Source organism: Bradyrhizobium sp. SZCCHNPS1003 (assembly GCF_032381555.1).
Classification (GTDB): domain Bacteria; phylum Pseudomonadota; class Alphaproteobacteria; order Rhizobiales; family Xanthobacteraceae; genus Bradyrhizobium.
This window is the reverse complement of record NZ_JAUHIU010000006.1, coordinates 196827-222219: the sequence shown is the minus strand read 5'-3', so window position 1 is coordinate 222219 and position 25393 is coordinate 196827. Positions and strand designations below refer to the sequence as shown.

General features: G+C 66.2%; 23 protein-coding genes. 11 read left to right on the top strand and 12 right to left on the bottom strand.

Annotation, left to right across the window (positions count from 1 at the left end; translation table 11 throughout):
- Positions 1–93: 93 nt before the first annotated feature.
- From QX126_RS12375 to QX126_RS12345, 7 genes are read right to left on the bottom strand one after another with little or no spacing between them, the layout of a single operon-like run.
- Complete coding sequence (locus tag QX126_RS12375; RefSeq protein ID WP_315781175.1) at positions 94–1092, bottom strand: FAD:protein FMN transferase; 999 nt, start codon at positions 1090–1092, stop codon at positions 94–96.
- The gene (locus QX126_RS12370; RefSeq protein WP_315781173.1) at positions 1089–1646 is read right to left on the bottom strand and encodes a nitrous oxide reductase accessory protein NosL; all 558 of its coding nucleotides are present in this window, start codon (positions 1644–1646) and stop codon (positions 1089–1091) included. The genes QX126_RS12375 and QX126_RS12370 overlap by 4 nt, the downstream gene beginning before the upstream one ends.
- On the bottom strand, positions 1643–2473 hold the full coding sequence (locus QX126_RS12365; protein ID WP_315781171.1) for an ABC transporter permease: 831 nt from the start codon (positions 2471–2473) through the stop codon (positions 1643–1645). Before QX126_RS12365 ends, QX126_RS12370 begins: the two co-directional genes overlap by 4 nt.
- Complete coding sequence (locus tag QX126_RS12360; protein ID WP_315739549.1) at positions 2470–3390, bottom strand: ABC transporter ATP-binding protein; 921 nt, start codon at positions 3388–3390, stop codon at positions 2470–2472. The genes QX126_RS12365 and QX126_RS12360 overlap by 4 nt, the downstream gene beginning before the upstream one ends.
- Complete coding sequence (locus tag QX126_RS12355; protein ID WP_315739551.1) at positions 3387–4775, bottom strand: nitrous oxide reductase family maturation protein NosD; 1389 nt, start codon at positions 4773–4775, stop codon at positions 3387–3389. The genes QX126_RS12360 and QX126_RS12355 overlap by 4 nt, the downstream gene beginning before the upstream one ends.
- A gap of 3 nt (positions 4776–4778) precedes the next feature.
- A complete protein-coding gene (nosZ, locus tag QX126_RS12350) occupies positions 4779–6704 on the bottom strand; it encodes a TAT-dependent nitrous-oxide reductase (protein WP_315781169.1) in 1926 nt (641 codons plus the stop codon).
- A 10-nt stretch (positions 6705–6714) separates the two neighbouring features.
- Positions 6715–9009, bottom strand: a complete 2295-nt coding sequence (locus tag QX126_RS12345) for a 4Fe-4S binding protein (RefSeq protein WP_409999096.1) — start codon at positions 9007–9009, stop codon at positions 6715–6717.
- A 209-nt stretch (positions 9010–9218) separates the two neighbouring features.
- Between QX126_RS12345 and QX126_RS12340 the strand changes: the two genes are divergently transcribed.
- Positions 9219–10088, top strand: coding sequence for a ferritin family protein (locus QX126_RS12340; protein ID WP_315781166.1), 870 nt, complete (start codon positions 9219–9221; stop codon positions 10086–10088).
- Positions 10089–10161: 73 nt separating this feature from the next.
- On the opposite strand, the gene QX126_RS12335 is transcribed toward QX126_RS12340, so the two are convergent.
- The 4 genes from QX126_RS12335 to gspD all read right to left on the bottom strand — a co-directional run bounded on the left by QX126_RS12335 (position 10162) and on the right by gspD (position 16480).
- Positions 10162–11280, bottom strand: coding sequence for a hypothetical protein (locus tag QX126_RS12335; protein ID WP_315781165.1), 1119 nt, complete (start codon positions 11278–11280; stop codon positions 10162–10164).
- Positions 11281–11510: 230 nt separating this feature from the next.
- On the bottom strand, positions 11511–13388 hold the full coding sequence (locus tag QX126_RS12330; protein ID WP_315781164.1) for an alkaline phosphatase family protein: 1878 nt from the start codon (positions 13386–13388) through the stop codon (positions 11511–11513).
- 268 nt (positions 13389–13656) lie between these two features.
- Entirely contained in the window at positions 13657–14205 is a 549-nt protein-coding gene (locus QX126_RS12325; protein WP_315781162.1) for a tetratricopeptide repeat protein, read from the bottom strand.
- Positions 14177–16480: a type II secretion system secretin GspD gene (gspD, locus tag QX126_RS12320; protein ID WP_315739559.1), complete on the bottom strand. Its 2304-nt coding sequence runs from the start codon at positions 16478–16480 to the stop codon at positions 14177–14179. The genes QX126_RS12325 and gspD overlap by 29 nt, the downstream gene beginning before the upstream one ends.
- 253 nt (positions 16481–16733) lie before the next feature.
- Here gspD and QX126_RS12315 point away from each other — a divergent pair, with 253 nt between their 5' ends.
- Genes QX126_RS12315 through QX126_RS12270 form a run of 10 tightly spaced genes read left to right on the top strand, consistent with a single transcriptional unit; the run spans position 16734 to position 24873 of the window.
- A complete protein-coding gene (locus tag QX126_RS12315) occupies positions 16734–18389 on the top strand; it encodes a GspE/PulE family protein (protein ID WP_315776955.1) in 1656 nt (551 codons plus the stop codon).
- A gap of 8 nt (positions 18390–18397) precedes the next feature.
- Complete coding sequence (locus QX126_RS12310) at positions 18398–19609, top strand: type II secretion system F family protein (RefSeq protein WP_315781160.1); 1212 nt, start codon at positions 18398–18400, stop codon at positions 19607–19609.
- A gap of 20 nt (positions 19610–19629) precedes the next feature.
- A complete protein-coding gene (gene gspG, locus QX126_RS12305) occupies positions 19630–20106 on the top strand; it encodes a type II secretion system major pseudopilin GspG (RefSeq protein ID WP_315781158.1) in 477 nt (158 codons plus the stop codon).
- The gene (locus QX126_RS12300; protein ID WP_315717469.1) at positions 20099–20563 is read left to right on the top strand and encodes a prepilin-type N-terminal cleavage/methylation domain-containing protein; all 465 of its coding nucleotides are present in this window, start codon (positions 20099–20101) and stop codon (positions 20561–20563) included. The genes gspG and QX126_RS12300 overlap by 8 nt, the downstream gene beginning before the upstream one ends.
- Positions 20556–20954, top strand: a complete 399-nt coding sequence (locus QX126_RS12295) for a type II secretion system protein (protein WP_315776952.1) — start codon at positions 20556–20558, stop codon at positions 20952–20954. The genes QX126_RS12300 and QX126_RS12295 overlap by 8 nt, the downstream gene beginning before the upstream one ends.
- Positions 20954–21673: a type II secretion system protein gene (locus QX126_RS12290; protein ID WP_315781156.1), complete on the top strand. Its 720-nt coding sequence runs from the start codon at positions 20954–20956 to the stop codon at positions 21671–21673. Before QX126_RS12295 ends, QX126_RS12290 begins: the two co-directional genes overlap by 1 nt.
- Complete coding sequence (locus QX126_RS12285; RefSeq protein WP_315781154.1) at positions 21673–22617, top strand: type II secretion system protein GspK; 945 nt, start codon at positions 21673–21675, stop codon at positions 22615–22617. The genes QX126_RS12290 and QX126_RS12285 overlap by 1 nt, the downstream gene beginning before the upstream one ends.
- Positions 22614–23690 (top strand): PilN domain-containing protein, encoded by a 1077-nt coding sequence (locus QX126_RS12280; protein WP_315781152.1) that lies wholly within the window; start codon positions 22614–22616, stop codon positions 23688–23690. The genes QX126_RS12285 and QX126_RS12280 overlap by 4 nt, the downstream gene beginning before the upstream one ends.
- On the top strand, positions 23687–24250 hold the full coding sequence (gene gspM / locus QX126_RS12275; protein ID WP_315781150.1) for a type II secretion system protein GspM: 564 nt from the start codon (positions 23687–23689) through the stop codon (positions 24248–24250). The genes QX126_RS12280 and gspM overlap by 4 nt, the downstream gene beginning before the upstream one ends.
- Complete coding sequence (locus QX126_RS12270) at positions 24250–24873, top strand: hypothetical protein (protein WP_315781148.1); 624 nt, start codon at positions 24250–24252, stop codon at positions 24871–24873. Before gspM ends, QX126_RS12270 begins: the two co-directional genes overlap by 1 nt.
- Positions 24874–24892: 19 nt before the next feature.
- Here QX126_RS12270 and QX126_RS12265 read toward each other — a convergent pair whose 3' ends face one another.
- Positions 24893–25384: a prepilin peptidase gene (locus QX126_RS12265; RefSeq protein WP_315781146.1), complete on the bottom strand. Its 492-nt coding sequence runs from the start codon at positions 25382–25384 to the stop codon at positions 24893–24895.
- Positions 25385–25393 lie beyond the last annotated feature (9 nt).

Sequence of the window (25393 nt, the reverse complement as noted above, 5' to 3'; positions counted from 1 at the left end):
CGCTGCGCGCATCGCGTCCGAGCTGCCGGTGGTTTCGTCCCTCGACTGGCGTCCTGTGATCGTGCTCTCGACTGATCCAGCCGCAGAAAGAATTCAACCGATAAGGTCGACTGCGGCTCCCGCCGCGTCGATCAGGTGGACACGGTCGACCTCGGTGCGCGGCAGCAGCGCACGGATCTCAGGCTCCGACATCAGACTAAACGCGGTCGAAAGCGCGTCGGCCGCCGTGGCATTGCCGGCGACCGTGGTCACGCTGCGATAGCGCTGCGCGCAGCCGCCGCTGTGCGGATCGAACAGATGATTGAAGCGGCCGTGCGGATCGAAGCGGAGGCCATAGGCGCCTGACGTCGATACGGCCCGATCGATGATCGGTAGCATCGCGGCGATCCGATCGGGAACGTCGGGGTCGGCGATCGCGATCTCCCAGGGCCGGGCGTCCGGCCGCGCGCCGATGGCGCGGGCTTCGCCCATGTCGACCAGGCTCTGCTGCACGCCTTCGCTGCGCAGCAGGTCGACGATCCGATCCGTGACATAGCCCTGCGCGATGCCATTCAGGGTGAGCGCCGTGCCGCGCGGCATGACGATGCGATCGCGGCTGACGCTGAGCCGCTGATGGCCGACCCGCGCCAGCACCTCTTGTACGGCCGCCTGCGGTGGGCCGTCGGGATTCGCATCGGGGCGCGAAAAATGATCGGCATAGAGCGTCCACAGCGGCTGCACGGTCGGGTCGAAGCGGCCGTCGGTCAACGCGGCGTAGCGCTGCGAGAGCGTGAGGATGTCGACCAGCTCCGGCGCCGGTGCGACCAACACGCCGGTGCGGTTCAATGTGACCAGCGCCGAGTCCTCAAGATAAAGGCTGAACAGGCGCTCGAGTCGCCGTGCTTCGCTGATCGAGACCGTGATCACCCGCTCGGCCTCGCGCCGGTCATGGTGATGAAGCTTGATCGTGGCAACGGCGCCGAGCAACGTGCCGCGCCATTCGACGAGGCCAGCGGTGCTGCCGGCCGCCTGCCTGCCGCAGGGTGCGATCGCAAGGCCCGCCAGTGCGGCGCTGATGCGGATGAAGCGCCGACGCGAGAGCTGATTTGTCATCGTCGCACCTCAGTCGTGTCCTTGTGGCCCGGCTCGTTCGTGCCGGCGTTGTCGTCGGGGGAGCTCAGCACATAGTCGCGCGGCACCTCGGTGAAGCCGACGATGCGACCGCCGTGCTCGGCCGCGAAGCGCTCGGCGGCGCTCCGATCCGAGAACGGTACAGCCTCGTCGCTGCCCATGCCGCTTCTGAGTCGGCTGCCGATCACGAACACCGCCTTGCGGGCTTCGACCCAATTGTCGGCACCCGGATTGTCCCAGCTCGCGGCCTTGCCCATGTCGGAGACGTAGATCGCCTGGATGTCCTTGGGCTCGTCGGGCAGCATCGTGAAGGCGATGGCGTCGCGGGCCGAGGAGAACCACACCGGCTCGATCAGGCTGGCGGCGAAGATCTGTCCCTTGGGACCGGAATGCTCGAGCAGGTTCATGCCGCAATAATGCCCGATCGCCTCCGCCGTCAGCTTGATCGGCGGCGGCGGCGCGGCGGCCTGCTTGTCGTTGCAGGCGCCGAGAGCAAAGGCGGCGATGAGCGCGCAGGCGAAAGCGAGGCGTTTCATAGCTCCCTCCGTGAGAAGGCCAGCGCGGCGCCGGCGAGCGGTACCAACGTCCACAGCACCAGCGCCGCGAGCAGCGCCTGCACCGACAGCGTGCTGCTGCCGGCGAGCCCGGCCATGCCGGAGAACAGGCTGACATTGGCGAAGCCGGTCAGGTTGAAAAGCCGGTAGGCATCGGTCGGATTGAGCAGCAGCAGCGCGCTGAGCACGCCGCCGGAGACGTTGTGGCCCTGGTCGATCACCAGAAGGCCGAGCAACGCCATGTCGTAGATCAGGACGAGCACGAGCCACAGGCCGATGCTGACACCCGCTGCGGTGCCGCGGTCGCGCACGACGGCGCTGACGAGATAGCCGATTGCGACGAACACCGCGCCAAGCAGAACGGAGGAGCCGATCATCGCCGCGAAGGCCGCGAGCCCGTCGCTGTCGAAGTGGCTGCCGGCGATCAGCAGCGCTACGGCAGCGGCGCCATAGCCGAGGCAGGTCGCGAAGGCGAGCACCGCGAGATGACCGAGGAACTTGCCGAGCAGCACCTGCCAGCGCGCTACGGGATAGCTGAGCAGCAGCAGCATGGTGCCGCGCTCCATGTCGCCGACGATGGCATCGTGCGAGATCAGAAGCGCGATCAGCGGGATCAGGAAGATGGTCAGGCTCGACAGGCTGACGATGACCACATCGAGCGCTCGCGCGCCGACGGTACCGGTTGGTGCGCTGCCGAGGAAGGTCAGCGACAGCGCGAGTCCGGCCAGCAGCAGGGTCGAGGCCAGCACCCAGCGATTGCGGATCGCCTGCTGGATCTCCTTGGCGGCGATGGTGATCACGCTGGTCATTGCGGGTGCTCCGCGTGGCGCAGGAAATGCGCGTAGAGCTCGTCGAGACTGGGTGGAATGAGCTCGAGATCCTGGACGGCGGTGGCGTCGGCCGTCGCCAGACGCAGCAGCTCGATCTTCTCGTCCGGCGCTGCGTCGATCTCGACGATGTGGCCGTTCACCCGGCGATAGGACGCGGCCGGCGGGAGCCAGGCCGGCGGGCCCGACGGCGGCAGGGAGGCGACCTTGACTCGAATCCGGGTCGGCAATCGCGCGAGGCGGCGCAGCTCGTCGAGTGTGCCGTCGGCGACCTTCAGGCCGCGGTTCATAATGATGACGCGGCCGGCGCGTTCCTCCAACTCGGTCAGCGCATGCGACGACAGCAGCACCGTCGTGCCCTCGGCGGCGAGCCGCTCGATCACCTCGTAGAAGGTCTGGCGGAGCTCCGGATCGAGACCGCTGGTCGGTTCGTCGAGCAGCAGCACGCGCGGGCGGCCGATCAGCGCCTGTGCCAGCCCAAGGCGCTGGCGCATGCCCTTGGAGTAGGTGTTGACGCGGCGCTTTGCGGCATCGCCTAGTCCGACGACGTCGAGCAGCTCGAGGGCCTGTCCGACCGGCTCGCGCTTGAGCCGTGCGTAGAAGGTCTGGGTCTCGCGGCCGGTAAGGGCGGCATCGAAGGCGACGTTCTCCGGCAGGTAGCCGAGGCGGCGCCGCGAGGAGAACTCGCCGGCGGCTGGATTTTCACCGAGTACGGCGATGGTGCCGCGGGTGGGGCGGATCAGCCCGAGCATCATCTTCATCAGCGTCGTCTTGCCGGCGCCGTTGTGGCCGATCAGCGCCACCATCTCGCCGGCGGCGAGATCGAACGAGACGCCCCTCACGGCTTCGACCTTGCCGTAGTGCTTGATCACGTCGGCGACATGGATCGTCGCGGTCATCGAGGCCCGCTTTCTGCAGCGGCGCGGCGCGCCGGCGGCGATATCAGGGGATGGCTGTCGACGACTCCGCCGGGCAGGATCGCGGGAAACTGCGCCTGCGCCCAGCGGATCACCTGCACGGCTGGGCTGTTGATCAGGACCTTGGCGGCCGGCGCGGTCCACAATACGCGGTCGATCAGATCATTCGGCCGATAGGCGGTGTCGGCGATGCCGTCGCCGTTGAGGTCGAAGCCCGGGTTGTCGCTCCAATAATTGCCGCGGCCGTTTTTCGACCAGTCGAGATGGCGGGTGCCGACATACTTGATCTGGCTGGCATTGTTGACGAAGGCATTGCCCCTGATGTCGTTGCCCTCGGAGCCGGCGGTGAAGTGAACGCCGATCTCGCACCCTTCGAACCAGTTGTCGGTGATATGGTTGTTGTTGGTGTTGTAGATGAACACGCATTTCTCGGGACCGGGACGGGCGCCGGCGGTCGGCGTGGCCGTGCTCGCATCGGCCTGCGGCACGCCTTCGTCGGTGCCCCGGTTCTCCGCGGTGGCCCAGCGGTCTGCCGGCTGGAGCCCGCCGATCACGCTGTTGCCGGAGATCTGCGAGCCATTGGCCGCGTTGAACAGCAAGCCGCGGTCGCGGTCGTGATCCGAGACGTTATCCCTCACGACGAGCGCCTTGGAGAACATCATCGCATAGCCGATGATGTTGCGGGTCGAGACGTTGCCGGAGATTTCGCTGTCGTTGGTGTACATGAAGTGCACCGCGAAGCGCAGGTCGCTGAAGCGATTGCGGCTGAAGACGTTGTTGCGGCTGGTGATGGCGAACACGCCATCGCGGCCGTACCGGAATTGGTTGTCGATCACCTTGGCGCCCGGCGCGTTCCAGACGGAGACGCCGTTGCCGGTCACGCCGCCACGCGTCGCGCGTAGGCCGATGATGCTGTTGTGACGGACCATGGCGTTGGCCGATCCGTGCAGATAGACGCCGAACAGATTGCCTTCGATGCGGTTGTTCTCGATCAGTGCGTCGTGCGCGGCCTGCTCGACGAAGATGCCGGAATCCATCTGCTCCAGCGCACGGCCGGATCCGTCGATGGCGAGGCCGCGAATGACGGTGCCCGGCGCCGCCACGGTGATAACGCTGCCCTCGCCGCCACCGCTGATCACGGCGCCTGGAGCCCCAGCCAGCGTCAAGCGGTGGCTGATCCGTAGCGGTCCGCGATAGGTGCCGGTGGCGAGCGCGATCTCGTCGCCGTCGGCGGCGCGGTCGAGCAGGGCCTGCAGGTCGGTGGTTTCAGCTCCGACCTGCAGAGTCGCCGCCTGGGCGCGGAAGGGCAGGCCGGCGACGACGAGCGTCGCCAGCCCCAGAGTCTTGATATGGCGCATGCGCCGCATCGCTCACGCGTTCCGCGGCGAGACCAGCATGCGTCCGCGCATTTCCATGTGCATGGCGTGGCAGAACCATGTGCAGAAATACCAGTACACGCCGGGCTTGTCCGCGATGAACGTCACGGACGAGGTCTGCTGCGGATCGATCTCCATGTTGACGCCGTAGTTGACGATGCAGAAGCCGTGCACCAGGTCCTCGACGTCGTCGATGTTGGTGACATAGACGGTCACCTCGTCGCCCTGCTTGACCTCGAACTTCTCGAGCGCGTAGGCAGGCGCGCTGGACCACATGTAGACGCGCACCTTGTTGCCGTCGCGGATCACCTTGGCGTCGCTCTCCAGTGTGACGCCGTCGGCCGCGGCCTGCTTGCGGGCGTCGGCGAAGAACGGGTCGTCGCGCTTCCAGATCGAGGTCACGCGCCCCTCGAGCTTGGAGCGATGCACGATCACGGCGTCGTGCGGCTCGGCGAAGCTCGGGCCGTCGTGCACCAGCTCCATCTTGTCGCCGGAGATGTCGATCAGCTGGTCGTTCTCCGGCTTGAGCGGGCCGACATTCAGGAAACGGTCCTTGGAGAACTTGTTCAGCGACAGCAGCCATTTGCCGTCGGCTTCCTTGGTCTCGCCCATCGAGGCGTGGTTGTGGCCCGGCTGATAGTGGACGTCGAGCTTCTGGATGATCGGGTTGACCTTCTCGCCCTTGAAGGCGCGCTTGGCGAGATCGAGGCTCCATTTACAGACCTGGCTGTCGAGGAACAGCGTGGTGTAGGCATTGCCCCGGCCGTCGAAGGCGGTGTGCAGCGGCCCGAGGCCGAGCTCCGGCTCGGCCACGACGACATCGCGCGGCTTGATCTTGTCGTCGAACAGGTTGTCGATCAGGCGGACGTCGATCACCGTGACCGTCGGCGCCAGCTTGCCGTTGGCGATGACATGGATGCCGTCGGGGGCCGTGTTGAGGCCGTGCGGGCTGTTCGAGACCGGAACGTAGCGGGTGTAGGGTGATCCCTTGCGGCCATCGATGACGGGAACGCCGTTCATCTCCTTGAAGTCTCCCTTCTTGACGGCCTCCTCGATGCGCTTGATGTTGAAGATCGTCACCCAGTCCTGCTCGCTCGCGGTCATCTCGGCGAGCGTCACGCCCTTCTCGGAATTGTAGCAGGTCGCGAAGGCATATTTGCCCTGGTAGTCGCAATCGGTGTTGTCGAGATTGCCGTCGACGATCACCTGCCAGGCAACCGTCATGGTGTCGCCGTCGACGGCCGAGAACATCGACCAGTATTTCGACTTGTCGTCGAGCACCTTGCCGTCGTTCGGCAGTGGCACCTCATATTCGCCGTTGCAGAACAGGTAGCCGGTGCGCGGGAATTTCTGCGGACGCATGCCGTGGATCGTGTACTGGTTCGGCAGCTCGATGATCTTGTCGCACTTCATGACGTCGGTGCGAATGCGGGCTAGGCGGGTATTGGCCTTGTCGTTGATGAAGACGTAGCGTCCGTCATAGGTGCCGTTGGTGAACGACATGTGTGGATGGTGGCAGTCGCCGTTCATCCAGATGCCGAGCCGATCCTTGAGCCGCTCGCGCGTCTCGGGCAGCAGCCCCTCGGTCATGATCTTGCGGCTCTCGTTGGTCTGGCCCCAGCCGGTGGCGCTGCACCGGTTGAAGACGGGGATACGCATCAGCTCGCGCATCGACGGCATGCCGACGATGCGAAGCTCGCCGGTCTGACCGCTGGAGAAGAAGACGTAGTATTCGTCGAGCTGACCCGGCGCGACCTCGGCCTTGCCCCCGCTCTGTCCAGCTCGCGCCTGCGCCGCGGCCGGTGTCGTCTCGATGCTCTTGCCGAGGCCGATGCTGCCGGCCACGCCGGCCGCGCCCAGTGCGGCGGTGCCGACGATCTGCCGGCGGCTGAGTTTCGTCTGGTCGTCGTCGTGCGCCATCGTCGTCTCCTTATGATGGATGGGTGAGATCGTTGGATTGGGCCGGCGCCGTCGTCGGCCGGCCGGCGTGGGTGATCACGGTCTTCGGACCGGATTTGGCGGCGCGCATCGACGGCGATGACATCGCCTCGAACTTCTCGCGCTTGAGCCGGACTTGGATCATGTGCGGACAGCGCTGGTCGTCGTAGTAGAGCTCCTGGCAATGCATGCAGTAGATGCACTCATTGACGTTGATGTGTCCCTCGGGATGGATCGACTGCACCGGGCATTCCTTGGCGCAGCGCTGGCAGGGCGAGCCGCACTCCTTCCAGCGGCGCAGCCATTCGAAGGTGCGGATGCGACCGGGAATCGCGAGCGCGGCGCCCAGCGGGCAGAGATAGCGGCAGAAGAAGCGTTCGATGAACAGGCCGATGCCGAGCAGGGCCGCGGCATACAGCACGAACGGCCAGCTGCGCGAGAATTTCAGGATGATCGCAGTCTTGAACGGCTCGACCTCCGCGACCTGCTCGGCGAGCGCGACCGAATACAGCGACAGCCCAAACAGACCGAGGAAGATGATGTATTTGATCGGCCACAGCCGCTCGTGCAGCCCCCAGGGCACCGTGATCTGCGGCACCTTGAGCCATTTTGCCACTGTGTTGGTCAGCTCCTGCAGCGCGCCGAACGGACAGAGCCAGCCGCAGAACGGCCCGCGGCCCCAGAACAGCAGTCCAGCCGCCGTTGCCGCCCACAGGATGAAGATCAAGGGCGCTGCGAGGAAGAACTCCCAATGGAAGCCGGTCAGCAGCGCGTTGATGAAGGTGACGACGTTGACGACAGAGAGCTGGGCGTTGGCGTACCAGCCGAGCCAGACCAGCACGAACAGGAGATAGGCGCGGCGGACCCACGTGTAGAGCCGGGGACGGCGCACCAGAACGTTCTGGAAGAAGAAGATCCCGGTGAGCACGGCCAGCGCGAGCGCGGTGATGCCGATGGAGACCGTCTGCGAGCGCCAGATGCGCATCCATAACGGCTCTTCGGTGTCGTCGGTGACTGGTTGCGCGGTGGACGGGGCGGGCTGTGCGGCCGTCGCCGGCGTCGCAGCGGCGCGCGTCTCGTGCTTCAGATAAACGTCTGGAACGGCGTAGTCGACATCGAAAGTCAGGAACGCCTTGTCGTGGCTGCCGGTGCTTCGTTGCACCAGGAGCTGGAGCTGCCATGGCTCGGTCGGGTCGAGCGTGAATTCGGGCGGCGTGACGAACAGTCCGATCTCGCGCAGGGCGGGCGCGCCGGCGGCGGCCAGCGCACCGAGTCGCATGTGGTTCTTGTCGCGGAACCGTGTGCTTCCGCCCTCCTGCAGCACCTCGATACGGTCGAAGATGCCGCCTCGGACATAAGCGGAGCCCTTGAACGAGTAGACGCCGTCGCCGGCGACGACGATTGCCTGCTGTCCGGGCTGCAATCGCTGCTTGAGTCGCTGATAGCCCTCGTCGCCGAGCAGGCTGCGGCCGATGGTGGGCACGCTGGCCATGGCCACATAGAGATCGATGAAGGTGTCGCCGGCATCGCCGGGCTCGGGATTTTGCGCGGCCGCCGCATTGCCCGACTTGGCGAATGCGTCGTTGACGTCGCCGATGCTGAGATGCAGGCGCCGCACCGAGCCGTCGCCGAGCAGGCTGCCCCAGTCACGGATCTCGCTCTTGTCGGGATCGACCGTCCTGGTCACGCCCGGCTGTGCTGCGGCGGCGCTCGCCGCAGCGCCGGCACCAATGCGGCCGCTGCGGATCAGGCGCGTGGCGGCGCGCACGATGCTGTCGTGCATCACCAGCACGGTGACCGTGGCACCCGAGACGATGTCGGCCTGCGGCGCATGTTCTGCGCCGTGCGAGATCGGCGTCATGTCCTTGCCGAGCAGGCCATTGAGTGCGGCAACGATGCGTGGCTCGGGAATGCCGATCAGCACGATCGGCTCCTTGTGATCGACCAGCTTCAGCCCGGTGATGACGCCCTTGGGATCGATGCCGACGAGGATGTGGATCGGCTTGCCCGAATAGCCGACGGAATTGGCGAAATCGGAGTTGAGATAGACGTAACCCTTGAGCTGATCGCCGCGATACACCGGCATGATCGGCGGCTCGCCTTGCGGCACGCCGAAACGATCCGCATCGGGGAAGAGCTCACCCGGCGTGATCTTCGAGAGGTAGGTTGCGAGATCGCCGGCAGCATGTGCTGCGCGCGGGGCCGCGATCGTGCAGAGCCCGATGAGGATTGCTACCAAGATAGCAGGCATGCGCCACCGTTTGGTGGCGACATCACTCGCAACCATGATCACCTCAAGCGGAACGGCCGGCCCACGAAGGGCCGTATTCCAGTCAGGACTGTTTCGGGGAAGGAAAGGATCGTCGCCATTGACAATCCCGGAGCAAATAGAGTCGGGCTAAATTGACTCCTTATCGTGCCGGTTGTCTAGTGGGTCGCAATCCGACGGACGTTGCGCTGGATCAAACAGGCCAGGACAATCAGGCAGACTATCATATGTTGTTGTCACGCACGCTTTCGCTCAAGTCGGAACCGGCCGGGAACCTGCATTCGATTGACGAGCTGTTCGCGCTCGCCAATGCGATGGAGCAGGAGGCGGCCGATCGCTACGACGAGCTGTCCGGAGAGATGCAGCGTCAAGGCCGGCTCGATCTGGCCGACGTCTTCGCGAGGTTGGCCGCGGCCGAGCGCGAGCATGTCGACAGTGTCGCGCAATGGTCGCAAGCGCGAACGGGGCGTGCCCCCGATGCGTCGCTGGTGCGCTGGCAGCCGCCGGAGACCTTTGAGCCCGGCGCGGCGCGCGAAATCCAGGACTCACGGCTGATGACGCCGTACCGCGCGCTGTCGATGGCGGTGCGCAACGAGGAGCGGGGCTTCGCGTTCTGGTCCTATGTCGCGGCATTTGCCGATGATCCCGAGGTCAAGAAGGCGTCCGAGGCCATGGCGCGAGAGGAACTCGGTCACGTCGCGACGCTGCGCAAGGAGCGGCGCCGTGCCTATCATCTTGAGGCCGACGCCAGGCGCGCGGCGACGGTGGCGTCGGACACGGGCACGATCGACGCCGGCCGGCTGGAACGCCGCCTCGCGGAACTGCTCGGCGCGATGGCTGCGCGCGCCGCTGGTCGCCCGGCGGATCGCGTGCGCGAGCTTGCGTATGAAGCCGCGGCAATGGCATCGGAGGTTGCGGACCTGCTGCGCCTGCCGGCGGCGCTCGCGCAAGCCGATGCAGCCTTGCTGGCGGAGGCGCTCGCGGACGCGTATCTGGAGCATGCGGAGCGAGCGACCGAACCGGACCGGCTCGATCTGATGCAGCGGCTGGCGTCGCAGGCGATCGCGCGGCTGGCCTGGCTGCGGTCGCTCGGTTGAGTCCAACTTCAGAGCTGCTTGGCGAAGGACGAGGGTCGCCCAGCCAGGCTGGACGACCCGATCATGATGAGGCTCAGTTGCGGGCCGGCGCCGGCACGGCGGTGCGGTTCGCCGGCACCGTGACGGGCTGGAAGGAAAACACGTCGCGGCTGCGCGGATCGACGGTCACCTTGACCCAGCGCACGTCGTTGTTGCCGTTGCCCTGATTGTCGCCGAACGTTTCGACACGAACGAAGTTCTCCAGCCGCTGGCCGGCACTGTTGAGGAACGGCTGGTCGATCCGGAAGTAATGGGAATCGCCGTGGACGTAGGCGACCGGCTTGCGGAACGCCTCGACTTCGGTGCGCAACGCGGTCAGAAAGCTGATGAAGCCGTCCGGCTGCCCGTCCGTCTCGGCGAGCGTCTTGGGATCGCGGAGCGGCGCGCGCGTGGGATCGGCCTGGTCCCAGCCCGGGTTGCCCTGGGTGATGAACATCACCGCAGCGGAATGGCGCTTCCTGGCCTCTGCGAAGGTCTGCTGCATCCAGAGAATCACGGCTGCATTGCGCGCGTTGTATTCGTCCGGATCTGGATTGGTGTCGCAGAGATTGTTGCAGGAGCCCTGGATGTTCAGCGTCGCATAGGTCACGCGGCCAACGGTCCAGCGGCGATTCTCGACGCAGCCGACCTTGGTGCCGTTGGCGCTGAGACACAGCGGATCGGTCTGCACCTCCTGGCGCAGCTTGCGTTGGCCGAGCGAGAACGGCGTCGAGAAGAACACCTTGCGCTCGTAGTCGAGCCGGTCGCGCGAGTTGAAGCCGCCATTCGAGGGGCGATCGCAATCGACCCAGTCGTTGTCCCCGGGCGTGAACATGGCCGGCGCCTCGAGGCTGTTGAAGAAGGCGAGCGCCTGGGCATAGAGGCCGGCGTCGCAGGCGGAATTGGAGCCCTGCTTCAGGTCGCCGTCATGCGCGGTGAATTTCAACCGGTGGGCGTTCATGTCCGCGATCAGGTTCGGGACGCCGACGGTGGCCTGCAGCGTGGAATAGGGTAGGTCGCCCCACAGACCGATGGCGTAGCTGTCGTCATCGTCGTCGAAGCCGTGATCGTGCGCGAGGCTTGGCGCGGCAGCGGCGAACGCGAGCAACAACATCGTGACAGACAATGTGAGCAGTTCGTGAAAGGCAGATTTGAATGATGATCGAAGTGACATTCTACAAGATCCCCCAAGACCTCGGTTGCATCGCGCCGCTTCATTCAAGCGGCGGCGGGACGATGCGGAGGGTCGATAACGGGGGCGTGACGATCGGCTGACAATCCGCTGACGGCGTCACGATGTTGCAATTCGGTGCACCATCAATGTCGTCCGCCGCGGACAATGCACAGAAGGCCCGCCGCAACGTGTGCGGCGGGCTGTTCTTGACAGCGGCAGACTCCCGTCGATCAGCGGTCGTCGCCGTGTCCGTGCTCACCGTGGTCGTGATGATGCCAGCCGCCGTCGTGATCGTGATCGCCATCGTTATCGCCGAAGGCGAACAGGTTCATCAGGTCGCCGATCGCCGGACGGTTCTTCGGCACGTAGCGGTTGTCGTCCCGATCATGAATCGGGTTGGGCAGCCGGTCGCGGCTGACGGCGGAGATCGTGGGCAGCCGCCAGTTGCGCTCGATGAATTTCAGCAGCGAGACGTGATCGTAATAGGTGTGGTCGACATGACCCTTCTTGGCCAGCGGCGAGACCAGGATGAAGGGAATGCGGGTGCCGTCGCCGAGGAAGTCCACCGGCTGGACATAGCCGGAGTCATAGTAGCCGCCGCCCTCGTCCGTCGTGATGAAGATCGCGGTCTTGGCCCAGAGCTGCGGGTTGGCCTTGACGCGATTGATCAGGGCCTCGAGGAATTTTTCGTAGAGGTCGGTGGTCGAATCGGCGGGATGCCCTGCGAGCGCCTCGAACGGACGCACGAACGACACGGCGGGCAGCGTGTTGTTCTGCACGTCCTTCACGAAGGCGCCGTAGTTCTGCAGCTTGGCTTCCTCCGTCGGAGTCTTCATGATCTTGTTGAAGCCGGTGAGCGGGTCGCAGATGCCGCAATAGGAGTGGAACAGCAGCGGCACGCCGTCGACGCTCTTGGCGAAGGTGGTGGCGTCGTCGCCGCGATCGGCGCTGTAGTACTTCCAGGACACGCCCTTTGCCGTCATCACGTCAGCGATGGTCGGCGCACTCTGCGGCGGCAGCACGAACTTGTCGGAGCCGAGCGCATTCGGCTTCGCGCTGGTCTGGTTCCAGAACATGCTGTAATTGTTGACGAGATAATAATGGTTCGACGCGCAATTGTTGCTGGTGACGCCGTTCTTGAACAGCTGCTCGTTGATGGCGGCGACGCCGGGCGCTGACGGATCGGAGCAGTTGACGTAGGAGCCGCCGCTGTAGCCGTCCTGCTTGTAGTAGTTGTTGGTGCTGGCAACCGGATCCGGATTTTCGATCTGGTTGGCATAGGGCACGGCCGGGGCGCCGTTCAGCGTCTCGGGGTTGGTGAAAAACGCGGCGTGGCCGGTCACGAGGGCCTGGAAGTTGGCGCCGGTGCCGCCCATGATGGCCTGATGATAATTGTCGCTGATCGCATATTCGTCGGCGAGCTGCTTGAAGAACGGCGCGTCACCGGGCTGGGCCTTGCCGGCGGCATCGGTGAACGGGTTCATGTTGTAGAAGCCCATCGAGATGGCGCCTTCCATCGGGTTGAACCCGCCGGCCGGATAGGGCTGTCCGTTCGAGCCGGTGCCGATGGTCTGCTCGACCCACACGAACTTGTCGTGCTTGCCGCCGTCGATGTCCTGCCACATCTGGAAGAAGCGGTGCACCGGATCGCCGGTATAGGCGGCGTAGGAGACGTATTTCGAAATCTGATACGGGCCATTGGGAAGATTGGCCGGGAAGCGGGTGTCGAGGACGTTCTGCGGCAGGCCGATTCCATATGTGGTGTAGGGCTGCGGCAGCGTTGCGTAGGCGCCAGTGGACGCGGTCTCGGCACTGTAGCGAGCCTCGTCGCGACCGATCCGCTGTTCCGCCTTCTTGAAATGCCGCCCCGGCGTGCCGTCCTCGTTGACGATGCCCTTGCTGAGCAGATTGTCGATGGCCTGACCAGCCTTCGGCTTGTAGGTGCCGAACAGATTGTCGAAGGTGTGGTTCTCACCGACGATGATGATGACGTGCTCGATCGGGGTGCTGGTCGCCGCGCCGGCGAAGGCTGGTGCGACGCTGGTCGCGGTGAAGACGGCGGTGGTCGCAAGGGCGAGCGCCTTGGACCGCGTGACTGTTCTGGTCATGACATCTCCGGACGGAGTGGGGTGGTGGCGCGCGCTTACGAATGGCTGCTCGCCTGCGGCAATTTATCGCGGCAACAAATTGCAACGTGGTGTCGGTCTTGCTTCGGTTTTGTGAAATGCGCGCGAGACGCGCATTTGCGCAGATGCAGGAGACGCACGGCGCAGCATCGTGCAGGCCCGGCATCACATGCCGGCGGGCCTTCGCTCATCGCCGCAGGAAGCCGGCTCGCTCTGAACTCTGAAGAAGATCGCCGATCGGCGATGCCGGTCAGAGCTGGCCCGGGATCCAGTCCAGCGCGAGGGCCTGGCCTTGGGCGATCTGGCTGGCCGACATCTTCGAGGCCACGGCGTTGCGAAGCCGCAGGAAGTAGCTGCGCTGGGTCGACTTGGCATGTCCGGCAGCAAGGTTCAGCCATTTGTAGGCGAGCACGACGTCCTGTGGAACGCCATGACCCTTGTCGTACATCAGGCCGAGCATCGCTTGGCCGAACGGATTGCCGGCTGCGGCGGCCTGGCAATAGAGATCGCTGGCGACCTCGTAGGCCTGCGGGGTTCCAAAGCCGTTTTCATACATGAAGCCGAGCATCGCCTGAGCGCGTGGATCGCCGCGCAGGGCAGGCGGGGTCAGCACGCGCACGGCGCGGACGAAGTCGCCGCGCGCATAGGCGATGCGTGCGGTGCCGACCGAATCGGCGCGAACGGGCGAGGCCAGTGCTCCCAGCAGCAGGATGGCTGCGGAGCAGGCGATGGCGAGGCGCCCCATCGTCGGCCGGATCACTTGGCTGGGGTCAACGGGTGGTGCGGACACGCAAATCATCCGTGATGCTCGCTCCGACTGATCCGCGGAGCTTGGAACGGAGTTCTTCTGCGACCTGATGCGCATCGCTGCCGTCGCGAATGATCTGCGGCCGGATGAAGATGATGAGCTCGGTGCGCGTGCCCTTCTTGCCCTGATGCGAGAACGCGTCGCCAAGAACTGGAATCTCGTCGAAGCCCGGAATGCCGTTGCGATTGCCGGTCTGCTGCTCGCTGATCAGGCCCGCCAGCAGCACGGTCTGGCCGTTGGCGACGGAGATGGCGCTCTTGACCTTGCGTTGCGACACCGTCGGCGTGAGACTCGCGGCGGTCTGGGCCGCGACGTTGCTGATCTCCTGCTCGACCTCGAGCCGCACATTGCCGTTGGCGGCGATCCGCGGCACGACGCGCAGGATGATGCCGGTGTTGCGATAGTCGATGGTGTTGACCACCGTGTTGCTCGACGACAGTACGGTCGCGCTGCCGGTCGATACCGGCACGACGTCGCCGACCTGCAGGGTGGCGGTCTGGTTGTTGATCACGACCAGCGAGGGATTGGAGAGCACCTTGACGCTGGTGACAGTATGGAGTGCGTCGAGGATCATGTTGGGCGAGGCTTCGTGTCCGATCAGGAAGTTGAAGCCGGGCAGAGCGCGGTTGATCAAGGCCGTCGTCGCCGCGGATGTCGTGGCCGTGGCCACCGACGTGGTTTGCGTATTGGTGATCGATCCTTTGTCGGTCCCGAGGCCGAGCACCTTGCTCGAAAGATAGGCCTGCACGCCGTAGGACAGCTCGTTGGTGAGCGTCACTTCGGCAATCGTGGCGTCGATCCCGACCTGCAGCACCGGCTGGTCGAGCTGCTGCAGCGTGCTGGAGATGATGCGGTAGTTCTCGCGGTCGGCATAGATGAGCAGCGAGTTGTTCACCGTGTCCGGGGTGATCCGGACATTCGGCATGATGGCCTGGCCTCCGCCGGCACCACTGCTGCGTGGCTCCAGCCCGGTCGAGGACGGCGTACTGCTGGAGGACGACGTGCTCGAAGATGACATGCTCGAGAGACCACCGCCTTGGGACCGGCTCGCCGGATTGGCGCTCGAACTCGATGATCCCGCTGCATTGGTGTTGAAGGAGAGCCGATCGGCGACCGACGTCGTCGTGCCGTCGGACCCCGGCGCGGTCTGGCCGTCGGCGCCGTCGGTGGAGGACGAGCCGGCGCCGCCGAACATGTCGGTGAGCACCTTGGCGAGCTGGCGCGCGTCGCCGTAGCGGACGCGGTAGACGTGGACGCTGGTGCGCCCGGAGTCGGCCTGGTCGAGCCGGCGGATCCAGGTCGCCGCGCTCTGCAGCAGCGCCGGCTTGCGCGTTACGACCATGATCGCGTTCAGGCGATTGACGACCTGTAGCTTGACCAGGCTCTGGCTCAGCCCGTTCTCGCCGGAATCCATGATCTTCTCCAGCTCCGCCATCAACGGCTCCGGCGCCGAATTGCTGACCGGGAAGATGCCGACCGACTGGCCGCGCATCCAGTCGACGTCGAAGCTCATCACTGTTTCGATCGCGGAGCGTCGCTCGGCTCCTGTGCCCTGGATCAGCAGCAGGTTTCGGGTGGTGTCGGCGCGCACGCTGCCGGCCCGGGTCGCGAAGCTGTCCATCAGCTTGAGGATCGTCTGCGCGCCGACATATTGCAGCGGCACGACGGAGACGCCGTAGCCGGGCTCGGCGCGGCCGGCCTCGCCGTCGACGCGTCCGGCGCCGATGGCGTCGCCGAGCGGAGTCAGCTTGTAGCCGCCGCCTTCGCGGACCAGCACGACGCCCGACAGGCGCAGCGCGCTCTCCAGCACGAACAGGATGTCGGATTTCGGCACCGGCCGCGCCGACACCAGGCTGACGCTGCCCTGCACGCGGGGATCGATCGAGTAGCCCGCGCCGAGGATGTCGCCGATCACGACCTTCGCGACCACTGCGATCGGCGTGTTCTCGAAATTGAGGTCATAGCCCTTGCCATCGGCCGCCGGAAGCGGCCTGACCTCGGCGACCTCCTGAACCGTGGTCCCCTGATAGGTCCGCGCGCTCGCCCGCTCGACCTCGGGGCGTCCCTGGATCGATGCGACCGGTGCATTGTCGCGCGGCAGGATATCGAGCGAGCGCACCTTGTCGATGACGTCGACATCGGCCGGCGCGCTGGCCTGGGAATTGAGCGTTGCCATGTTGCAGGACGCGAGCAGCACCGCGATGGTCAGCAACCAGGCATGTCTGACAACCGCAGCGGACTGGCTTCGATTGCCGATACGAAACATGGACTTACCGATCTACTCGTGTTGACCGGCCGAACCAGGATCGCGCCTCGTTCGACCGCGCAGCCTGCATAGCGGTCCAATGTGACACTTATGTATCTTTGCCTGATGCCGCCCGCCTTTGCGCGACATGTGTGTCGGAAATGTCCGCGCCGTCCACATTCGTACAGCCGTCATGTTCGCGATCGATAACGTCGGTCGCCAGTTGCGCCGTGCCGAGACGTAGAGCCGGCACGGGCGCCACCCGGATCACGCCATGAGCGGTACACTGTCGACCCAATTCCATGCCTATCTTCGCGAGCGCCATCCCCTGGCGGCGGGCGAAGGCGGAGCCGCGGGCGAAACGCAGATCGCGCTCTGGGACAGGTTCGGCTTGACCGCCGACGTTTTCGCGGAGGAGGTTGCCGGCTTCACCGGACTGGAGCGCGTCGCGCTGCGCGAGCTGATGGCGGCACTGCCCGCGGTGAGTGAGTTCTCCGATCGCTTCCTGCGCGAAGTGCTCGGCTATCCATACAAAGACTCTGACGGCGCCGCCGTGTTCGCGATGGCCGACCCGACCGATCAGGCCGTGCGCCGGGCCGCCGAGCTGGTGCTCGGCCCGCAGACTCTTTTCAAGGTCGCCTCGCATGACGATATCGCCGTCGTCCTCGACCAACGACTTGGCGATTCCGACGAGGCCGAGATCTCGCCGGCGCAGGAGCTCCGCGACGACGACATCGAAAGCCTGCGCGATCTCGCGAGCGGCGCGCCGGTCGTCCGCGCGGTCAACGACCTGATCGAGAAGGCCGTCGAGATGCGCGCCAGCGACATCCACATCGAGCCGTTCTCGACCGGTCTCGTGGTCAGGCTGCGGGTCGACGGCCTGTTGCGTCCGATCGCGGCGCCTGCGGGCGTGCTGCCGCAGGCGGTGATCTCGCGCATCAAGATCGTCGCCGGTCTCAACATTGCCGAGCGGCGTCTGCCGCAGGACGGGGCCGCGCGCATTCGCGCCGGCCGAGCCGAGATCGACGTCCGTGTTGCGATCATGCCAACCCAGCACGGGGAATCGGCGGTGCTGCGCATCCTGCCGAAGGATCGCTCGCAGCTCGTGGCGAGCCGTCTCGGCCTCTCCACGCGCGATGACACCGCGCTCCGGCGCCTGATCACGCTGCCGCACGGCATGATCGTGATCACGGGGCCGACCGGCAGCGGCAAGACCACGACCCTGGCGACGATCCTGTCGATGCTCAACACGCCGGAGCGCAAGATCCTCACCGTCGAGGATCCGGTGGAATATGAGATCCCCGGCATCAATCAGTCGCAGATCAAGCCGGCGATCGGGCTGACATTCGCGAGCGCGCTGCGCTCCTTCGTGCGTCAGGATCCCGACGTCATCATGGTCGGCGAGGTCCGAGACAGCGAGACGGCACATGTCGCCGTCCATGCCGCGCTGACCGGCCATCTGGTGCTGACGACGCTGCACACGGAAACCGCCGCGGCGGCGGTGCCGCGCCTGCTCGACCTTGGCGTCGAAGGCTTCTTGTTGCGCTCGACCCTGCGCGCGGTGATCGCGCAGCGGCTGGTGCGCCAGCTCTGTGATCACTGCAAGACGCCGCAGCCGCTTGATGAGGAGACGTGCCGCCAGGATCCGCGCCTCGGTCATCTCGGCCTCGTGCCCGGCGACATCACCTGGCATCCGACGGGATGCGAGCGATGCGGTCAGAGCGGCTATCGCGGCCGTGTCGGCGTGTTCGAGCTGCTCGAGCTGACCAGCAGCCTGCGTGAGCTGATCGCTGATAGTGCCGACGGCCTCGCGATCGATCGGCTGGCGATCCGGGAAGGCATGACGACGATGCTCGACGACGGTGTCGCCAAGTGCCGCGCCGGCGTCACCTCGGCCTCCGAGTTGCTTCGTGTCCTCGTGGCGCGGTGAGGTGGATCGTGCCGAGCTACCGCTATCGCGCCCTGACGCAGTCCGGTGAAATCGTCGTCGGATCTCTCGACGCGCCGTCGCGCGGCGAGGTCGAGCGGCGCATCTCCTATCTGCAGCTGCTGCCGATCGAAACCGTCGAGGAGACGAAGGAGCGGACGGGCGGTGCGTCCGGGCTCTCGTTCGGCGCTCCGTCCGCGGCTGAAGTGACCACGTTCACGCGCGACCTGGCCCTGCTGCTCAAGGCCGGCGCGCGACTCGACGACGCGCTCGATCTGCTGTCGAGCGATTCCGACATCGGCCGCCTGCGTCCCGTGGTGGCGCGGCTGCGCGCGGCGATCATGGCCGGTGAAAGCTTCGCCGACGCGGCGGCTGCCCAGCCGCAGCTGTTCTCGCCGATGTATGTCGCGCTGATGCGCGTCGGCGAGGCGTCGGGAACGCTCGATCATGTGCTGACTGCGCTGGCCGGCGAACGCGAGCGTTCGGAGGCGACGCGCCGCAAATTGACCGACGCGATGCAATATCCGGCCTTCGTCTTCCTCGCGGCGATCGGCGTGATGCTGTTCTTCCTCGTGGCCGTGCTGCCGAACTTCTCCGCCGTGCTGCGCGACTTCGGTGGCCGTGCCGATACCGCGCTCGGCTTCTTCATGACGATGTCGGATCTGCTGCGCGCCAATGCAGCTGCGATCACGCTCGGCTGTGCGGCGCTGCTTGCGGCAGGCTGGTGGCTGTTGCGTCAGCCCGCGGTTCGCGCCGGCCTGACCAGCATGCTGGCGGTGACGCCCGGCATCGGCAGCCTCTTGCTGTTCTATCGGACCAGCCTGTTCTGTCGCAATCTCGGCCTGCTGCTCGGCTGCGGCGTCAATCTGAGCGCGGCACTGCGCATCCTCGTTGACGTGATGGCGGTGACGTCGTCGCGCGCGCCATGGTCGGCGGCGGCGGATCGCGTCCGTCACGGTGGCAAGCTGTCCCAGGCGCTGTCGGCCGACAACACGCTGCCGCCGATGGCGCTGCGCATGCTGCGGCTCGGCGAGGAGACCGGCCAACTGCCGACGCTGTCGACCCGGATCGCAGAGTTCTACGAAGCCAAGCTGCAACGGGGACTCGACCGTGTCGTCGGCATCGTCGGTCCCGCCGCCATTCTGCTCATCAGCGTGGTCGTCGGTGGCCTGATCGTCTCGATCATGACGGCCCTGCTTTCGGTGACGCAACTGGTCGGCTGACCGACATCAAGGAGAACGACATGAGATCGGATACGCAGATCGAGCCGGCCACGAGGGCCGGGCGCGAACACGAGCGCGGCTTCACGCTGGTCGAGATGCTGGTCGTGATCACGATCATCGGGCTGATCATGGGGCTGATCGGTCCGCGCGTTCTGAACTATCTCAGCGAATCCAAGACCAAGGCAGCGCGGATCCAGTTGCAGAGCTTTTCGGCGGCGCTCGACCTGTTCTATCTCGATGCCGGCCGCTACCCCTCGACCTCGGAAGGCCTCGGTGCGTTGGCGCAACGGCCGGCCGGACTGAGCACCTGGAACGGTCCTTATCTCAGAGGCGGGGCCGTCCCGAAAGATCCGTGGAACACGGCCTACGTCTACCGCGCACCGGGCGATCACGGCCCGTATGACATCCTGTCCTACGGCGCCGATGGCCAGGAGGGCGGCAGCGGGACGGCGGCGGACATCGTCCTGGGAACGCAGACGAGCGCGCGCAGTGAGTGACGACGGCCAGCGCGGCTTTACGCTGCTCGAGATGGTCTGCGTGCTCGCGATCGTCGCGCTGCTGGCGTCCGTCGCGCTGCCTTACCTGCCGCGGCAGACGTCGCGGCCGCGGCTGCAGGCCTATGCGCTGCAGGCCGCGACGCTCCTGAAGTCGGATCGTGCCTCGTCGATGCGGACCGGCACGCGCGTCGACACCGAGATCGACACGTCGCGCCGCCTGATCCGCTCCGGCAGCGGCGCGGCTGCGCTGAAGCTGCCCGACGATGTCGCGTTTCTGGCAACGTTGCCGCGCAGCTGCCAGCATCGGCCGGTGCTGGCGACGATCAGCTTCTTTCCTGACGGACTGTCCTGCGGAGGAGCGATCACATTGTCGCGCGCCGATCTGAGCCTGGAGATCAGGGTGAACTGGCTGACGGGGAGAATCGACATTGTCTCGCGCGCGCTCGCCAATGGTTGAGACCGCTGATCGCAGCGAAGCCGGCTTCACGCTGATCGAGGTGCTCGTCGCCCTCGCCATCGTCAGCGTGTCGATCATCGCCATCGGCGCCGTGGTGTCACGCAACGCGGCCAGTGTTCGCAAGCTCGAGCAGCATGTCACCCTCGTCACCGACATGAGGCTGGCGCTGGCCACATTGCTGGCCGATCGCGGCCGGCTGCAGCCGGGCAGCACCGATCAGCGCTCCGGCTCCGGTGCGGTGGTGCTGCAGATCAGGCCGCTCGGCGGTGATTGGAATGAACCGGCCGGACAGACCGGGTGGATTCCGGAGGCGGTGACCTTGCGCGTCAAGACCGGCTCGGGCGCCATGGCCGATGTGCAGACGGTCCGCCTCGCGCGAGGAGCGCGCTGATGATCGTCCGATCCGATCGGCCGCAACAGCAGGGCTTCGCGCTGATCGAGGCGCTCGGCGCGCTCGCGATTGCCGGCATCGTCTTATCGGCGCTGGCCGCAGTGACGTCGCAATGGCTGCCGGCGTGGAAGCGTGGCCTGGATCGCGTGCAGCGCGCGGAGATGGTGGCCGCTGCGCTGCGGCGGGTCGGCGATGATTTCGCCGCCGCGCAGTTTGTTTCGGCCAATCGCGAGCAGAAGGGACCGCTGTTCGTGGGCAACGAGGTCTCGGCGGTGTTCGTGCGCGCCGAGTTTGGTCCGAATGCGGGACATGGCCTCGATATCGTGCGCATCGGCGAGGAAGGGAGCAGGGGCGAGCGCGCTCTGCGGCGATCGCGTGCCGCGTTCGAGCCTGTGTCGGTCGGTCAGCCAGTGACCGAGCATTTCCGTTTCGGCGATCCCGTGGTGCTGTTGTCTGCGCCGTTCCGCATGTCGTTCGCCTATGCTGACAGGACGATGGCGTGGACGACGGAATGGCGCGATGCGACCAGGCTGCCGTCCGCCGTTCGCATGACGGTGTACGACGACAGCCGCGGCGGCGCCGCGGTTCTCGTCAGCGCTGTCCGTATTCAGGTCGATGCGCCGGGCGGCGGCTTTGCCGATACGGGAGCGGGCGGCACCGCGAACCAGCCGGCCGCGGCCGAGCCGCTGCAACCAAACAAGAGCGAGCCGATCGATTGATGCCGGCCCCTTCCGTCACCAGAGGTTCTGCCGACGGGCGCGGCGCGCAGGATGGCTTCATCCTCATTGCGGCGCTTTGGATGCTTGCGGCGCTGGCCGCCCTCGTCGTGGTCGTCTCGCAGCAACTGGGAAGCTCGGCGCGATTGCTGCGGCTCGAGGACGATGCGGTCGAGGCCGATGCGCTGATCTCGGCGGCCATCGAACTCTCGGCCTATCGTCTGCTGCTGTCCAAGGACGAGGAGCGGCCGAGACAGGGCGGTTTCCGGCTGGCGCTTGCAGGCAACGACATTGCGGTCTCGTTCGTCAACGAAGCGGCGCGGATCGATCTCAACACCGCGTTGGAGGACATGCTCGAAAATCTCTTCGTCACGTTGGGCGTCGACCGGGACGCTGCCAAGGATCATGCCGAGCGGGTGGTTGCGTGGCGCTCCAAGCCATCCGATCCAGCCAAGGCCCGGGCGGAGGAGGCGCGCTATGCGGCGGCCGGTCTCAAACGGGTGCCGCGCCTGGCGCCGTTCGCGTATGTCGGCGAGCTGTCGCTCGTCCTCGGCATTCCCGCATCGCTGGTCGATCGGGTGCTTCCGTTGGTGACCGTCTTCAACGGCTCTCCCGGCATCGATCCGACGATCGCGGCGCCGGAAGTCGTTGCCGCGTTGCCGGGAATGACGCCACTGATCTTGAAGGATTTCCTCAACGCGCGGGCGTCGCTGTCACAGGATGCCGATACGCTGGCCAAGACGCTGGGCCCCGCCGCGAAGGATGCGGCCAAGGGCAAGAGCAAGGCCTATCGGCTGCGCATCGTCGTCGGTCCGGCGGGCGGGCTTCGTCATGCGGCGACGGCGGTGATCGTTCCCGGTGAAGGCGAGGAGCCTTATCGGCTGCTGGCGCGGCAGGACGACGGGCCGCAACCGAGGGGAGCGCTTCAGGCGCGGAGAATGCCATGAAGCTGACCGAAGCGATCGAGCGCGGACTGACGGTGTGGACGGCGAGCGTCGCGACAGCGATCGAAGCCGTGGCCGATCGGCAGCTCAGACGTCCGCGGGTCCTGATCCGCTACGATCAGCCAGAAACCGTCGTCATGACGGTGCAGGCCGCGTCGAAGGCGAAACCGACGCTGGCGCCCGCAAGGGTGAATCCGGCCGCGGGCGCAGCGCATGTCGGGCTCTCGCCGGAGTGGCTGCGAACGCTGCGCGGCGCCGCGCTGGAGATTCATCTTGCCGCCGAGAGCGTCCTGATCCGCCCCCTCGACTATCCGAAGCAGGCCGAGCCGTTTCTCGACGGCATGATCCGGACCCAGATCGGCAGGCTGACGCCGTGGAATCTCGAACAGGTCCTCTACGGTTACAGCGCCCCGCGCACTGCCAACGACCGGATCGCACTGACGCTCGCGGCGACGCCGCGGGCTCTGGTCCAGCCCTTGCTCGCCTTGGCCGATCAGGTTGGCGCCGCCAAGCTCGTCATCACGACCGACGTCGGCTCAGGCTCACCCGATGCCGCCCCCATCCAGATCTTCAAGACGTCGCTGCGCTCGTCGTTCGTCGGCGGCTGCGATCTCGGGCGCGTGCTCAAGCTCGGCTGGCTGTCGGTGGCTGCGACCACGGCGATGCTGCTGATCACGACGACATTGATCGGCGGATATGTGGATGGTGAGCTCGATGACGCCCAGGCGCAGGTCGCGCGGCTTCGCGCCGCCTTGCGGCCCGCGATGGGCGCCACCGCTGCCGACGGGCTGCTCGCCAAGCGCAAGCAGACCAGCCCCGCCAGCGTCATCGTGCTCGATACGCTGTCGAAAATTCTGCCCGACGGGACGTATGTCGTCGAGATGCATATCGAGAATGATCGGCTGCAGATCTCCGGCCTGACCCAGGATGCGCCCGCGCTGATTGGGCTGATCGAGCAATCGCCGCAGTTCGGCCGCGCCACCTTCTACGCGCCGACGACGCGCGCCGCCGGGGAAGCGGGCGAGCGCTTCCATATCGAGGCGCGCATCAACGCCTATTTCGGAGACCGGGCATGAACTGGTCGACATCGCTGCGCCGAATCTTCGTGAACTCACCGGCCGCTTCTGCGATTCTCTATGCGGTGACCATCGTCGCGCTGCTCTGGCTTGGTGCTGGAGCGGTCGTCGATCTCGTCGCCAAGCGCGGCCAGCTCAACGACACCAACGCGCAGCTGGCGCAGTTTTCCGGACGCAAACGGCCGGGCGGCAGTTCGGCCGCGGGCAGCGCGACGGCTCCGGGCGGATCGATGTTCGTCGAAGGACGAACGGTCACCATCGCGGGCGCGGCGCTGGTGCAGCGCCTCACGGAGGCGATCAGCAAGGTCGGCGGCAGCGTGCTGTCGACCCAGGTCGAGCTGCCGGCGGCGCGCGCCACCACCAACCTGATCAGCGTCGTCGCCAGCTGCGAGCTCGAACAGCCGGCGCTGCAGCAGCTGCTCTATGACCTCGAAGCCGGACTGCCGTTTCTCTTCGTCGATCAACTGCACGTGCAGCAGCCGCTGGCGGCTGCTGCCGGCGGTGTGGGGCGGCTGACGGTGCTGGTCACCGTGTCGGGCCAATGGCAAGGAAAGATGTGATGCGATCGTTCGTCCGCTCAGGTCTCGTCACCGTTGCTACCGTGTGCATTCTTACAGCTTCGCTCGGCCGGGCGTGCGGCGAGACGGCGGATGGTCTCGAACCTGCTTCGCCCGTCCAGGCCGCGCCATTCGATTCCAACCGGCCGGCCGCTGCTGCCAGCGTGCAAGTCCCGGCTGGCACGAGCGCCAATCCGCTGTGGGAGGTTCCCATCAGCGCTCTCTCGGCGACGCGCGACCGTCCGATCTTCTCGGCCTCGCGCCGGCCGCCGCTGGTTGCCGCACCCGTCATGGTGATGCGCGCGCCGCCGCCTCCGCCGCCGAGAGAGCCGGAACGACCAAACCTGCAACTCGTGGGCACGGTCATCGGGGATGAGGAGAGCTTCGGCATCTTCATCGATGCCTCGTCGCAGGCATCGCTGCGCTTGCGGGTCGGCGCCTCGCATGAGGGATGGGTGCTGCAGTCACTGCGACCGCGCGAGGCCTCGCTGCTGAAGGCACCGGAGACCGTGACCCTGCAGATGCCGCAGCTCGGCACAGCCGCCAGTAGCGACGTGCAGGCGGGACCGATGACCCCGCCTGCGCCGCCGGGCGGACGCGAGCGGATGGCGCGGCGGGCGCGCTGAGTTCACCGGCTCACCGCAATCAAAAGGTCACGAGCAATTCGCTCCCGGTGGCCTGCAGGGCGAGCACGGCGAGCAGGCCGAGGACGAGGAACGGGCCGAACGGTAGCGCCGTCTGAGCTGTCAGCCGGCGGCCCGTGACGGAGAGCGCGAGCGCCGCGGCGAGTGCCGTCGTCGTGGCAATGAGCAGCAGGATCGGCAGACTCGGCAGGCCGCCCCAGAACGTTGCCGCCATGAGAAACTTGACGTCGCCGAGGCCCAGTCCCTGGCGGCCACGGGTCACCGCGTAGAGGTGGCGCAGCAGCAGCAGCGCCACACCGACGGCAACGGCTCCGGCGACATTCCAGAGCGCCTCGGGCAGATCGACGAGCGTCGCGGTTCTTAGAAGGCCGCTGGCGGCGACCAGCGCATTCATCCAGTCCGGCAGCAGGCCGCTGCGCAGATCCGTCCAGATCAGGCCGGCGCAGGTCAGGAGCAGCACGAGGATGGAGAGAATGTTGATGGCGTTCGTCACGCGATGTGG